This is a genomic window from Maribellus luteus, from assembly GCF_003576475.1.
GTDB lineage: Bacteria > Bacteroidota > Bacteroidia > Bacteroidales > Prolixibacteraceae > Draconibacterium > Draconibacterium luteum.
On the sequence record NZ_QWGR01000001.1, the window covers coordinates 153,608 to 168,439 of the forward strand.

At 43.4% G+C, this 14,832-nt stretch carries 8 protein-coding genes; 2 read left to right on the top strand and 6 right to left on the bottom strand.

Annotated elements, in window-relative coordinates; translation table 11 throughout:
• Positions 1-643 precede the first annotated feature (643 nt).
• Together D1614_RS00625 and D1614_RS00630 are read left to right on the top strand one after the other, a co-directional pair.
• Positions 644-1,588 (top strand): DUF4434 domain-containing protein, encoded by a 945-nt coding sequence (locus tag D1614_RS00625; protein ID WP_206609879.1) that lies wholly within the window; start codon positions 644-646, stop codon positions 1,586-1,588.
• 104 nt (positions 1,589-1,692) lie between these two features.
• On the top strand, positions 1,693-3,111 hold the full coding sequence (locus tag D1614_RS00630; protein ID WP_119435945.1) for a sugar porter family MFS transporter: 1,419 nt from the start codon (positions 1,693-1,695) through the stop codon (positions 3,109-3,111).
• A 136-nt stretch (positions 3,112-3,247) separates the two neighbouring features.
• Here the strand turns inward: D1614_RS00630 and D1614_RS00635 are convergent, their stop codons facing one another.
• The 6 genes from D1614_RS00635 to D1614_RS00660 form a co-directional block, all read right to left on the bottom strand.
• Complete coding sequence (locus D1614_RS00635; protein WP_119435946.1) at positions 3,248-4,735, bottom strand: calcineurin-like phosphoesterase family protein; 1,488 nt, start codon at positions 4,733-4,735, stop codon at positions 3,248-3,250.
• 296 nt (positions 4,736-5,031) lie between these two features.
• The gene (locus tag D1614_RS00640; protein WP_119435947.1) at positions 5,032-6,531 is read right to left on the bottom strand and encodes an SGBP N-terminal domain-containing protein; all 1,500 of its coding nucleotides are present in this window, start codon (positions 6,529-6,531) and stop codon (positions 5,032-5,034) included.
• Between the two features lie 31 nt (positions 6,532-6,562).
• Complete coding sequence (locus D1614_RS00645; RefSeq protein ID WP_119435948.1) at positions 6,563-9,394, bottom strand: M16 family metallopeptidase; 2,832 nt, start codon at positions 9,392-9,394, stop codon at positions 6,563-6,565.
• Positions 9,395-9,470: 76 nt separating this feature from the next.
• On the bottom strand, positions 9,471-9,932 hold the full coding sequence (locus tag D1614_RS00650) for a hypothetical protein (protein ID WP_119435949.1): 462 nt from the start codon (positions 9,930-9,932) through the stop codon (positions 9,471-9,473).
• 9 nt (positions 9,933-9,941) lie between these two features.
• Positions 9,942-11,357, bottom strand: coding sequence for a RagB/SusD family nutrient uptake outer membrane protein (locus D1614_RS00655; RefSeq protein ID WP_119435950.1), 1,416 nt, complete (start codon positions 11,355-11,357; stop codon positions 9,942-9,944).
• Between the two features lie 61 nt (positions 11,358-11,418).
• On the bottom strand, positions 11,419-14,718 hold the full coding sequence (locus D1614_RS00660; RefSeq protein WP_206609880.1) for a SusC/RagA family TonB-linked outer membrane protein: 3,300 nt from the start codon (positions 14,716-14,718) through the stop codon (positions 11,419-11,421).
• Between the last annotated feature and the right edge of the window lie 114 nt (positions 14,719-14,832).

Genomic DNA, 14,832 nt, shown 5'->3' on the forward strand with positions numbered 1-14,832 from the left:
CAGGCCATGTATTACCTACGTACACGCCTTCTCTCGGGCTGTGCACCAACATGCACACTGAAGGAAGTTGCTGGATGGTAAGTCAGAACCTGATCGAAATAGTCGCATTAAGTGTATTGTATTTTTCCCATCAAGCTATCAGGCAGCAATAAATCGTTTTTAGTTACTGCGAAGAAGCAAAACAATTAGACCGAATAGCAGATCGCCTTTCTTTTTTTATTTAAGAATAGGAGACAGAGCAGAAGTGCGGTTAGGGAAATTTCCAAGCAATTCGGTATTTTGTTCTTCGGGAATGAGGCCGGGAAGGAATCCGAAGTGGGTGAAAAAATATTAGCTTTTAGTTGACCGACTAACTGAACAGACAGCCACCTAAATAAAAAAGAACCATCTCCAACACGAATTTGCAGAAAAGGTTAATAAAATATTTTATTAAATACTTTTTTCGGCATAAAAATATTTAGTTTTGACATTCTTTCTCAGAAATAAGTAATTGTTCAGCAAGCTGAAAACATTTTTGACAGAATAGATAAAGATTTGTATTACGATGAACCGGAAGAATTTTTTAAGAACATTAGGAACAATGGCGGTGGCCAGCCCTTTTTTATTGCAGGAAATACAAGCGGCTGCAAAGAAAAAAACAACGATGAAACCCATTGAGGGTTCCTGGTTTGAATTTCAGCACCACAGTACCGCCGAGGGGAAATACTGGAACCCCACTTTGGAGAAATTTACGGCTGAACAGTGGGATGCCAAAGTAAAAGAAATAGCAGATGCTGGATTGCGTTACCTGGTATTGTTGGATGTAGCTATTTACGATAAAAGTTTTTACCCTACTTCGTTGTTGCCAAAGCACGAAATGGGGTGCGAAGATCCTTTGGAAGTGGTACTTACTGCGGCCGATAAGTATGGCATCCGCTTTTTTGTCAGCAATGGCTTTTTCGGAGAGTGGAGAAATCCTGCCATGTTGATGAAAGATCCGGAAGTGAATAAGTTGCGCGTGAAAGCAATGAATGAAATTGCCGAAAAATACGGGCACCACAAAAGCTTTTACGGCTGGTATTATCCGAACGAAACCGGAATTAGCGGGCATTACGATGACTTCTTTATCAATTATGTGAACCAGTCGTCGAAAGAAGCCGCGAGATTAATGCCAAAAGCCAAAACTTTGATTGCTCCTTACGGAACCAGAAATGTTGCGTTTGATGATCAATATGTTCGTCAGTTGGAGCAGCTGGATGTCGATTTTATAGCCTATCAGGATGAAATTGGGGTGGAGAAAACCCGGGTTGAAGAAAGTGCCGGTTTCTTTGAAAACCTCTATAAACTTCATAAAAAAGCAGCCAAGTCCCGTCTTTGGGCAGATGTCGAAGTTTTTCGTTTTGAGGGAAAGGTCTACCACAGCGCCTTGTTGCCAGCTCCTGCCGAGCGGGTTATTCAACAGCTGGAGGCTGTGTCGCCCTACGTAGAGAAAATCCTAATCTACCAGTATACCGGAATGATCAACCAGGCGGAAGGTCCGACTTTTGCCGGGCATCCCGATTCGCTGGACTTGTACGAAAAACTTGCAAAAGGCAAAGCGCTAAAGTAAACCGTTACAAATAGATTTTCAACCTTAAACTTTGCCTGCTTTTGTCAGGGAATTCATCCTGATCAGGCAAAAATAAAATGAACTAAATCAAAAAAATCGAAACAATGAATGTAAAAATGAATCAAGGTGCCCACCAGGATAATCCATCGGGAAATAAAGTTCTGCTTGGGTTAACCTGTTTTGTGGCATCTTTGGGAGGTGTACTGTTTGGCTTCGACACTGCCGTAATTTCGGGAACCTTCGGTATGGTGGAAACCCAATTCGGCTTATCCAAATTAATGGTTGGCTGGTTTGGAAGTTCGGCCCTGATTGGCGCAATTGTGGGAGCCTTTGTTGCCGGCAGTTTAAGCGACCGCTACGGGCGAAAACCTATTTTGATTTTGGCGGCCTTTCTTTTCTTTGTGTCGGCCTTGTTTTCCTCCATTCCTCCCAACTTTACCTTGTTAATTGTTGCCCGTCTTGTTGGCGGTCTTGGCGTCGGAATGGCCTCTGTTCTTTCGCCCATGTACATATCGGAGTTTGCTCCGGCAAAAATTCGCGGACGTTTGGTTGCACTGTATCAATTGTCGATAGTGATCGGAATTTTGCTGGCCTATTTTTCAAACTGGGCCTTGTTGCGTTATGCCACTTCACCTGATAATATTTTTACCGCCGGTATTTTAGGAAAAGTATTCAATACCGAGATTTGGCGGGGAATGTTTGCAGCCGAAATGATTCCCTGCGGATTGTTTATCCTCTTGTTGTTTTTTGTTCCGGAAAGTCCACGTTGGTTGATTGACAAGGGATTTGTTGAGAAAGGCATGGCTTTGCTTCGGCGGATCAATGGCGAATTGGACGAGAAACTTCTTCGTCCTGCCGATGAAGCCGGTAAAAAGAAAGCAGGCTTGGGCGAGCTTTTGAAGCCCGGTATGCGGCGCGCACTGGCAGTGGGAATCGGCCTTTCGGTTTTTGGGCAGTTTACAGGGGTGAATATTGTTATTTATTACGGTCCAACCATCTTGGAAGGCGCTGGTTTTGCCCTGAACAATGCAGTTCAGTTTCAGGTATTGATCGGTATTATCAACCTGATTTTTACGGTTATTGCCCTGACAAAAATTGATAGCTGGGGGCGTCGCCCTTTACTGATTGGGGGAATGGCAGCCGTTTTTGTTTCGCTGTGCGCAATAGGAACCTTGTTTGTGACCGACATCGCTTCGGGCATCTGGACGGTTGTACTGCTTTGTATATACATTGGCAGTTTGGCCTTGTCAATCAATGCAGTTATTTGGGTTTTAATCGGTGAGATCTACCCGACTCATATCCGGGGCAGGGCAATGTCGCTGGCAACTTTTGCCAACTGGGGAACCAATTTTGCCGCAGCATTTCTTTTTCCGTGGTACGTTGCGAGCGTAGGCATGGGGGCCGGATTTTTTACGTTTGCGGCTTTTTGTTTTGTCGGGACCATCTTCTTTTACAAGCTGATTCCTGAAACAAAAGGAAAAACACTGGAAGAAATTGAGCAATACTGGAAAAAGGATAACTGACCAGACGGAGAAATAATGCCGGCAATAGCCGGTACATTTTAAAAGGCGAGGCGATTCGAAAATTACATTCGAATCGCCTCGCTGGTTTTGGACAGTATGTGGTAATAATTTCCTTTAATGTTTTTTTAGAACTGCCTTACTTGACAAAAAAGGTCTGTTTTGCCGAAACGTTAAACCCGTCAGATTCAACCGCCTCGATTGTTAGCAGGTGGACACCGGAAGACAGGTTTTCTGGTAGCTCTCCTTGCCAGATATGGGGCGAAGCAGAGGTGCGGAGCGCTGCTTTTCTGCTAAAAACAGTTGGATAGATACCCGTTTTATTTTGATGAACAATACGTGCCACATTCGGATCGATAATTTTCGTTTTTTTCATGCTTATCCATTCTCCGTCGTCGATTTTCATTTTTACAAGGGTTTCGTCGGAAGCTGCATAAACATTGGCCAAAACATCGTTGGTTTTTAGCTCCTGTAACGATGAAATATGTTGGGAAAGCGTATCCTGTCCGTTGATCCAGACAGTCATTTGCAACGACGGATCGAGCCCGATGCCTTTAAACTGAAAGCGGTAATCGTTGTCTTCAAAGTCGAGAATATAATAATTACGCGGAGAGCCGCATTGCATTAGAGATACAGGCATTCCCTGCCAGTTTCGTTCTCCCGACCACCAGTTTCCACACGAGGCTCCGGTAACAATTTCCATTACATTGGGAGCCAGGTGATGGCGGGTGGCTTTGTGAGTATGCCCTGACAAAATCAATACTTTCCGGTAAGGCTCAAGCAAGCTTAGTAAATCGGCTTTGTTTTTTACGGAAACCATAGGGATGTGTTGGCTGATTACCACCAGCTTTTCTTTTGAAACCAGTGCCAGGTCGTTTTTTATAAAACGAAGCTGCTTTTCGGTTAAGCGTCCTTCATAACCTTTTGCGCCTACGGCAAAAATATCGTTTAAAACGATGAAGTGAACGCCCGCATAATTAAAAGCATAATCGGAAGCTCCAAAATCCATATTAAAAGTATGTTGTTGGAAATCAGGGGTGAAGTTGCGGTCGTGATTTCCGGCAACGGTCCACGACTTTGTCGGTAACTTCTCTAAAATATGGCGGATTGTTGACAGGTCATTGATGTTATTGTTCACCAAATCGCCCAGGAAAATAGTGAAATCGATGTTGGAGGAGGCAAGTTCGGAAAGAACGGTGTGATTGGCATAAGAAATTTCCTGTTGATTACTAACCTGCAGGTCACCAATGGCCCCCACCCGAAAAGCAGAAGCTTGCTTGACCCGTTTTAGCCCGAGAGCCAGTGTTGTTTCTGTGTTCTTTTTTCCCAAAAAGATAAAATTGGCATTCCCTATTTTTGAGCCTGTATTTTCGAAGCCGGTTGGTACGATTGGGAAAATGCTGGCAGTAGAATCTGCCGGGATAACAAACTTACCTTTTGAGTTGGTGATCACGATTGTATCTCCGTTGGAAACGGGTATTCCTTTTAGTCCTTTTTCCCGTTCATCAGGCCGACCGTTTTCATTGGTATCTAAATAAATAAAGCCTTCAACATTAAAATCTTTTGTCTGGGCAATTGCCGATAACAGGAGCAATTGAAACAGGGCGATCAAACTAATCTTATTCATTTGAATGTAACTAATTTAGAGTGTTGTTCTTCAGTTATGTGTTTATGTATGGTACTTCAATATAACATGGAACTTGTCATTTTGTTAAACGACAGATATTCCTGACTTTTCGGGAGACCTTCAAAATTGTTTTGCCTTCTCATGTTCGTTTTACTCTGTTAAAAATATGAAATACATTGCTTCGCGCTGGTGGCCAGTATAAAGACAGGTGTCTTGAGAAAGACTTGCAAACTCAGAAAACAAAAAGAGGATGCCATTAAAGTACGGGCATCCTCTTAACTGTTTAGTACATATCGTTATTCGGCCGGAATATCATATTTAAATAACATGGTTTCGCCAGTGGCCGAAGTTGTGAATGCGGCATAAGCAACTCCATTCGGGGCAAAATCCATGTATAGATTTTCTGCTTCAACAGCGTTGAGTTGGGCAGGAGTGGTCCAGTCCTGCGTGTCTTCATCAAACGAAACAACTACCGGGAACATGCTATCGTCGCGATACATCAGGAATGGGGTTCCAACCGGAGATATCGCGAGGCTAAATTCCCTGGTGGTAGAGAAATCAATTGCGATGGGCGTTCCCACTTTGCTCCAGGTTTCAGCTGTAGCATCGTATTTCAATACTTTTGGGCGGTAAATATCGGCACCTGCTTCGTCATCGGCAACACAAACGAATACATTACCGTCGCGGTCAACATCCATATCAAAATCACGTAAGTTACCGGTTGTTGCACCGTCCTGTAAATATGATTCAACAATGGTAGTCCAGCTGCCGTCTGTATTTTTATAGACCGAGAATGTACCTTCGTTGGCATTGTAGACACCCAGGTAAATAACACCGTCAACATTTTTTGCAGTTGTGTGATACGCATATTGAGTGGATGCTCTGCCTGGAATGGTAAGGTTGGAGGCCCAGCTGTTTCCGGTAAAGTCAGAGATGTTTAATTCTCTTCTGGCAAGTGTTCCTGCTGCATTGTTGTAGCAGAATAACATTGGGTTACCATCATTTTTCAATACAATATCATTATATGTGATACGTACATCGGTAATACCCTTATTACCTACATACGACCAAGAAGAACCGTTGTAATTCATAACCGATGCCGCATAAGTTGTGCTGCCTTCTTTGTAAGGGTCATTGTTGGTGTAGTCAGCATATGAAATGAATGGCGCTCCTTCTGCATCAAACGCAATTCTGGGATAAGAGGCTCTTCCCTCTGAAACTGTTTTTGCTCCAACATTAACCAATGTATTCCCATCCAGTTTAAACACACCTACCTTTTCATCGGCCGAATCATCCATATCAAGTGCATAAGCCAGGTACGGAACATTGGTTACGGGATTTACCCGCATAGAAAATTCTCTTAAGTCGGTAGTATCACTTGCTGCCAGGCTCCAAACAGCAGCCGGAAGATTGGCAACGGTTACAGTGTATTTGGTGTTGTTGGTCCCTTCCGATACAATGTAATCAAGCGGAGCAGAAAAGTCATTGGCTGTTACACCGCTTTCCTGTTGTACATTGTTTACATAAACAGTGTCATTTTCAGAAACTACAAAACGGGCAACAAGTGCGGTTTTGTTCACGTAGTCGGGTACTGATACAGTAAAATCTCCCGTGATACCTTCAGCAACATAATCTTTGAGAATAACTCCTTCGTTGTCTTCTACATAAAAGCCAAAACTGGTCATTGTTGCGTCTCCGTAAACCGGTAAGTCTATCGGATCATCATCGTCGCTACAGGCCGTTACAATGGCAAGCAAGGCCAAAGCATAAAATAAATTGAAGATTTGTTTTTTCATTTTCTTCGTGTTTTATAGTTAATAATTCTATTTAATTAATTGATTGCATTTCGTTGTTATCCGGAGTAGGGGCGGGGTTTAAAACCGCTTTTACCATGGGAACTTGCAACAGTTCGCGTTGTATGTTCTCACTGATTGAATCCACCGTTATTTGTTCAATAATCCGGTCGAACCCAGTTAAATACTCCCAGCTGTTCTCGTTGTTAAATAACTTGTTTCGGATACCGCCTGACCAATAAGTAATGCGCTGTTTATCAAGCTGCCAGTCTTTTAGTTGGTTTTGTTTTACATCGGCTAACTTCAATCCAAGATTTTCAGGATTCTGTGCTAGCAGCTTTAATTGTTCCATTGTGGTGGCAATCAAAGTATCCACGTCTTCCGGTTTGCACGAAAAACGAATGCTTGTCCGGCGTAAATCAGAAGGATGTTTGGTTTGGCTCATTTGTACTCCAACGCTGTAGATCATTCCCATTTTTTCGCGTAAAACTTCCAGCAAACGGGCACGGACAATCTCTTCTGTCATGTCGTTGAGGAGTTGGGTGTGGTTGTAGTCGTCAATTTTTTTATTCGACTGAAACATAAGCGAAACGGTGGATTTCGCATTGTCACCAACATTTTGGATCAAAGAGGTATCATTGGCAACCGTTTCAGAATAAGTATATTGATAGCCATTGTTTTCCGGCGTATCGCCTGGCAAGCTCCCTATGTATTTTTCGATATAGGGTTTTATCTCTTTTAACGAACAATCGCCGACAAATACAAAATGAAAACCTTGGGCAGAATTGTAATGTGACTGAAAAAGAGGCAATATCCGGTTTAACTGGAGTTCCTTTTCTAATCTGGTGTCAGTAACTGTTCGCGTTGTGTAGTTATCGCCATTTAGCAAAAGGCTGAAATCTTCATAGAAACGGGTAGTCGGAGTTTCATTCCGGGTTTGGTAAGTTTCTATGGCCTTACTTTTTGTTTGCTCAAAAATGGCGGTGTCAATGCGGGGTGAGGTCCATTTCAGGTATAGCAATTGAAACAGGAGTTCCAAATCTTCGATATTGGATTTGGCACCGATACCTACCCTCGATTTCTCAATGATAAAACGCGAAGAAACAGAGCTGCCTGCAAGGTAGCGGCTCAACTCCTGACGCGAAAAATCGCCGGCGCCGCTTAATCCAACTATGGAACCGGTATATAATCCGGAAACGTAATCAACACTGTCGAGCGCATACAATCCACCTTTTCTGAAGGCGCTAAGCAGAATGTCATCAGGAGATAAAGAAGAAGATTTGAACGTAACAACTGCCCCATTTGACAAGGTTAGCTGATCGGCATCAATTTCTTCGAGGCGTTTTGTTTTCACAATTTTTCCTGCAAGCGGTTCTTTTGGTAGCAAACTTTCCGGCATTTCTACCGCATATTGATAAGGCTGAATGTTGCTCGTTCTGATGCTGTCAAAAATAGAGATCAAAGCAGTTTCTGATGGGATTTCATCTTTTGCCTTGTCAAAGGTGGTTATCAGGTAATGTGTTTTGTGAGGGGTATGCAAATGCTGAAGCTGATTACATAATTTCAGAGAGTCGATGGCATCGATGTATTTGAGGGCTAACTTATACTCGTCTTTTGCTGAAACAATTTTGTTGCCTACATAAAATTCACTGTAAATTTCATTTACTAATGCAGAGGACAGGCTCGGTTTTTTTGATTCCGCTTTGCGTTTCAGTCCGTTAATGTATATGGTTTTTGCTTTCCTGATTTCGCCCGAGGTAAAACCGTAGCGAAACATTTGCTCCGATGCGCTGGCAAAATCGATGATACCTGCTTTAATTTTTGTCGGCGTTAGTTCTACGCTACCCAGCAAGGCTCCTTTGGTATTTAAAAAGCTGCTGTATGAATAACTTGCATCCTTGTAAGCAGGGTTTGAAAAAGAGCGTTCGGCAAACCGTGCTTTTATGAGCTGGTTTAGCAAGGTGCGTTGTAAGTAAGCCGGATATTCTTTTTCGGTGGTGACAGCAACAGGTTGTTCGAGCAACTGTATCACATTTAGTTCTACGCCATCCAGCGATTCATGGCTGACGGTTTTTACTTCTACTTTGTCATAATCTGAAATAGGATGTTTGGGTAACACGCCATTTAAGGATGATGACATGTGTGAGAAGTATTTTTTGATCGACTTTTTGACCTTCGCCACATCCACATCGCCGGCCACTGCCACTGCCATTATCGACGGGTCGTACCATTTTTGGTAGTAAGCCTGCAAATCTTCGAGCGGAAAGTTTTTGATCACTGCCGTATCGCCAATGGTCAGCCTCCGGCTGTAGCGCGAATTGTTTAATAATTCCAGCAGAAAGGCGTTTTGTGCCTCGTACTTTGGCCCCACTTTTAGCAACCATTCCGAAAGTATAACCCCCCGTTCATCTTCCACTTCGGTACTGTCGAGCAAAAGTCCTCCGGCCCAGTCGGCCAGAATCATGATCGTACTGTCAACAAAAGCCGGATCGGTAGAGGGTAACTGAAGTTTGTAAACAGTTTCGTTCATGGACGTGTGGGCATTTAAATCGGCCCCAAATTTTGCTCCTTTTGATTCCAGAAATGCCGTGAGCGAATTTCCCGGGAAATGCCGGGTTCCGTTAAATGCCATGTGTTCAAGAAAATGAGCCAGTCCACGTTGTTCTTCTGTTTCGAACAAGGACCCTGACTTTATGAAAAGCCGGTAAACAGCTTCGCCTTCAGGCTTTTTATTGGGGTAGATGTAGTAGGTAAGGCCATTGTCGAGTGTTCCCTTAACAAGTTTTTTCGGAGGCTTTAATTCTTGGGCGGATGAAAAAACGCTGGAAACAAGTAGTATTATGAATAATAAAATAAAATTTCTCATTGGGTAATGTTATATGCATTCTGCAGCATTGGGTGCTGCCTGCCTTATTGTGCCGGTCTTTTGTTCTGTTTCTGAGTTAGTTGATTTTTGTGATGGTAAATTCGCGCTGGTTTTCATTTTTTCCGGGCAATCCCATTGTCAGTCCCAGGCTGTTGCTTTCGATGCGGATGGTCAGCGAATTGTCTTTTTGTGGATCCAGCACATGTGATTTCCATCGGATGCGCACCGGCATATCGTAAATTCCGGGTAAAAAAGTTAGTTCGCCGGATGTGTTGACCAGTTCATAGTCTACTCCCTGCTGCAAGCCTTCGCCGGTTGAAATGGAGTAAGTAACCGTTAATTTCTCTGTTAATGGTTTGGAACTTAAAAAGATTTTGTATTCGGCAACGTAATTGGCTTTTGACGAAACCGTTGTTGTGGAAATCTCATCTTTCATAATGTGAATGAAAGCCTGATCATACGGTTTAAACTCATCTTTTCCACACGAGCAAAGTACAGAAATCAACAGGAATAAGAAGATGTATTTTGATGTTTTCATAACGATGTTTTAATTGTACGACGGGTTTTGTTCCATTGACGGGTTGGTGTCCATTTCTTTTTGCGGAATGGGCAATACAAAGAAATCACTTGGATATTGTATCTGCTTTACCGACGAATTTGTGTTGGCTGATCGGATCAGGTCCTGTTTCCGGCGGGTGATATCAAAAAACTGATGTCCTTCAAAGCAAAGCTCTTTGGCACGCTCGGTTTCAATCGTTTTGGCCAGCTGGTCGTATGTTTCGTCCAGCGTAATTTCGGTAATGTCCACTTGCAGGCCACGGGCAATTATTGCTTTTACATCAGCAGCTGCTTCGTCTAACTTATTTTTATGAAGGTAAGCTTCCGCACGGTTCAGGTACATTTCAGAGCCACGCAGCACAAAGGGATCGTAATGCTTGTTTTCTTCCGACACGTCGGCTGTTATGTAATATTTCTTACAAACCGGTGAGTCGTCTTCTTTTGTTAATAGTTGCAAGCGAATATCATCCTGATTCTGAAACAGGTTTATCAAGGTATCCGCAGGTATGGCAAGAGGTGAAATCGGAGCATAGAATGTTGCCAGCGATGAACTTCTCAATGTGCCGTTTAGTCTGAAAATGTTCTCAACTCCGGGCTCCAGCTCGTTGTACATTTTCAGGTAATCGCTGCCCAAAGAAAGAGGGACTTTATCAATCACCTTCGACGCGTATTCAATTGCCTTATCCCAGTTTTCCATGTAAAGATAAACCCTCGACAATAGTCCGTAAACGGCATCGGGAGAAGCGTAGTAATCTTCGCGGGGCGAGGTTCCCTCAAAATACTGCAACGAGCTTTCAAGGTCTGTGATAATCTGTTCGTACACTTCCTTCACCGTTTTTCGCGGGAGGTTGGTATCGGCTCCCGGTGTTTTCAATACGATCGGGATGCCCGCGTGTGAGGCATCGTCGGTGTAATTGTAGGGTTGTGCATAAACCCGGCACAGATCAAAATGTCCAAGTGCCCTTAAAAACAGGGCTTCGGCCATAATCCGGTTCAATTCAGTTTCCTGAGCCGGAAAATTCTTTACCAGAGCTGGCTGGTACTCAATAATGTTGTTCGCATTTGCAGTTGCTTCGTATATGTAACGCCAGATATATCCAACAGTCTCTAGTTCATCGCCGGGTGCTGAAGTGAAATTGTACTGCTTGATCATATCGCTGCTTTCGGAAACAGAGCTAAGATGAAGCATATTTCCTGCCGCTTCGGGGTATTTCAGAAAATCGGAACTGTAGTATTTGTAATACATTGAATAAGTCCCGGGCAATGCTGCACGTATGCCTTCCACGTTTGAAAACAGAACAGGGATGGAGGTTTTGCCAATGGGATCAACCTCCAGAAAATCGCAGGCATTTATACTTGCTGCAATAAATGCGATGCTGATGTATTTTATTATTTTGTTTTTCATATGTATCTATTTTTTTCCCTAACATCGTTGGAGACCTCTTGATGTTGCAGGCTTGTTTCGTTTAAAAAGTCAGGTTCAGGTTTACCGAATACATTTCTTCGAGCGGATAACCACGCATTAACTGGCGGTACGAGTTTCTGGTTTTGCTGTCGTGGCGGGTCCAGATCCCCAGGTTGTCGCCGATTAAACTTATGCTGGCCTTTTCTATTCCTATTCTTTCCAGGTAGTGTTTGGGCATGTCATAGGTAAGAGCAATGTTTTGCAGACGCAGGTTGGTTTTTTCGTATAAAAAGCGGGTTGAGTGCATGGCCGATTTTGTAGAAACACCCCAAATGGGTTTGGGATTGAGTGCGATGTCTCCCGGTTCTTTCCAGTAATCCATCTGGTTCACCGATTGATTTTGCGACATGATGTTTAACCCGTCAGAAACTACATCACGGGCATAGGAACTAAACGCGTAGCCGCCTATTTCGAAATTGAATAACATTGACAGCGTGAAACTCTTGTAGCCCACGGTATTGGTAAAACCGCCGGTTAAATAGGGTGTGGATGATTTACCGGGTACCCGGTTGTCGTAGCTGTAGGTTCGGGTAATATTCCCGTCTTTATCGTACCAGAGTGGTGCTCCGTCGCGCGGATCAACGCCTGCCCAGCGTATCAGGTAGTAGGTGTCGATACCTTCACCTTCTTTCCAAAGCTTCGTATCAAGCGTTTTAACGATGCCTTTGTATAGCTTCAGCAATGTGTTCTTGTTATGCGAAAGATTAATGTTTGTACTCCAGTACAGATCTCTATTTTTTATCCAATCAAAGGAAAGAGTTGCCTCGTAACCCCTGTTTCTGATTTCTCCTATATTGCGGGTAATGCTGGTAGTTCCGGTCGTTCGCGATACATCCATTTCACTTAGCAGGTTGGTGGTTTTGTTGTTGTACCATTCGGCATCAATGTCCACAAAGTCAAATAGCCGTATTCTGAATCCGATATTTGCCATGTGGGTTGTTTCCCAGCTTAAAGTAGGTTGCGGTGTTCTCGTCATAACCGTTCCCTGCTCGTTGTAATAATTATACGAATCGCCGTAAGAATAAATACCAAGGGCTTCCTGGCTTCCCAGGCGTGAGTTTCCGTTTGTCCCGTAACTTGCTTTCAGCTTCAGAAGGTCGATGGTCTCACTTTCAAAGAACTGTTCGTTATGTATGTTCCATGAATACCCCAGCGAGTAAAATTTGCCCCAGCGCACATCTTTCCCAAACGAGGAGTTACCATCGGCCCGGGCATTAAAATTCAGGAAATATCGCTTGTCGAATGAGTAGGTAAGTTGCCCGAAAAAAGACATAGCCCGGTCAACATCGGCACCGCTGGAGCCGTAACGGTCAATAGCATACGATACTTCTTTGATATGATCGTTTATAAAACCCTCGCCTCTGGAACTGGTGGTACGGTATTTTCTTGAATTGATTTCCATTCCCAGCAATGAAGAAACCGTGTGTTTGCCAAATGTTTTCAGGTAATTGAAACGATTGATGTTGGTAATAAACAAGGTATTCATGTGCGAGCGGTAGGCAATCCCAGTGGGTGTGCCATCCAAATTCATCCCCGACCAGTTGCTTCGGGCTCTGTAAATATCTTCGAAACGACTTTGGTAATCCATTCCCAATTGCGACGTAAGTGTCAGCCCCTCCGATAACTGATAGGTCAGGATAAAGTTTGCATTCGACATAAAAGCCCTTTGCCGGTAATCGTTCTGTTCTCGCTCCGCTACACTGTTAAAGAATTTTTTTGTAGTCCAGTTCGGTTCGTCGTTAGCGGTTTTTCCGTCAATGAATTTATTGAAAAGCCGATAAGTACCATCCGGATTGTAGACACTATAGATCGGAAGAAAATCATAGTAATCTGTGCTCGTATTAAAAATATCGTCGACGGTGTAGGTTGCGGATAAAATGAATGAAGTGGAAAGTTTATCCGTTACATATATTTCGTTGTTGGTGCGGAAAGAGTACCGGTCGGTTGTGTTCCCCTTTATGGTTTGCTGTTCATTGTAGTAGCCTCCCGAAATGTAAAAGGTTGACTTATTGCTTCCCCCCTGTAATGTAAGGTTAAGTAGCTTGTTCTGTCCCAGTTCGAAGAAAACATCGTTCCAGTCGGTTGAGGTTGAACTATATTGGTTCATATCGTTGTCCTGAAATGGAAAATACTTCATATCCAATCCTGCATTCTGGTAGGCAACTTTTGCCAGCTCCATGTACTGGCTGCCATTGAGTGTTTTTACTTTGGAAGATTCATCAATTCTGGAGATACCATAGCGGGCGTTGACTGTTAACTGCGGAGGAAGGTCTCTTACACCCTTCTTGGTGGTAACAAGGATTACCCCGTTGGCCCCGTTGGCCCCGTAAATAGAAGTGGCAGAAGCATCTTTTAGTACTGTAATGGATTCAATGTCTTCCGGATTTATTCCTGCCAGGGGAGATACAGATGTTTGTACGCCCGCAATCTGGTTGGTTTTTCCGCCTGTATAAATGGGAGTGCCATCAATAATCCACAAGGGTTCGTTGGAGGCCGACAAGGATGCCGCTCCCCTGATACGGGTATTGTAGCGGGGTCGGGTGGATTCCGGAGTGTCTACATTGGGCTCAATCTTTAGGCCGGGAACAATCCCATCCAGTAAGAGGTCTACACGGGTTGCCGGTCTCGATTTAATTTGCTCGGCATTTACCTGGTAAGCAGAACCTACCATGTCCGATTTCTTTTGCACCGTACCATAAGCCCCTTTTACGGTAATATCGGCAATCGAAATCTCTTCTGTTTCCATTTTTACGTCGATGATTTCTCTGCTGCCAACTTGTATTTTTTGGGTTTTTAAGCCAATGAATGAAAACTCGAGGAAGGTTTCGGGAAGTAAACGGCCTTTTATTTCATATTTTCCGTTTACATCGGTAATTGTGCCGAGGTTGGTGCCTTTTATCCAAATGTTAACACCGGGGATGGGCAGCCCCGATTGATCGGTAACCGTACCTTTTACGGTATGTGCATCCTGTCTCAATCTTGTCGGAATGGTTGCTTCAGCCGGTTTGGAGAGAATCACTATTTGCCGGTCGTGTACTTCGTAGTAATTGTTGGTGCCCGCAAAAATCTCATCCAGAATTTTGTTCAGCGATTCATTTTTGTACGTTGAATTTACCTTGCGCTGAAGGTCTACATTATTCTCGCTGTACACAAAAATAAAATCACTTTCGCGTTCTATTTGTCGAAAGATATCCTTCAATGTAATGTTGTTGGCATTTATATTGAACTTGGTTTGCTGCGAATAACTATCGGCAGCAACAGATGCCATTGCCAGGCAAATAAGCAGTGTCAATAATTTCATTTTCAATAAAAAATTTGAACCCCATGCGTTGGGGAACTTGTCCCATTTCCTCTTTTTTTTCATACTTTTATGAATTATCTATTTTTACCTTTTAGATAATGATTAACAGTTTGT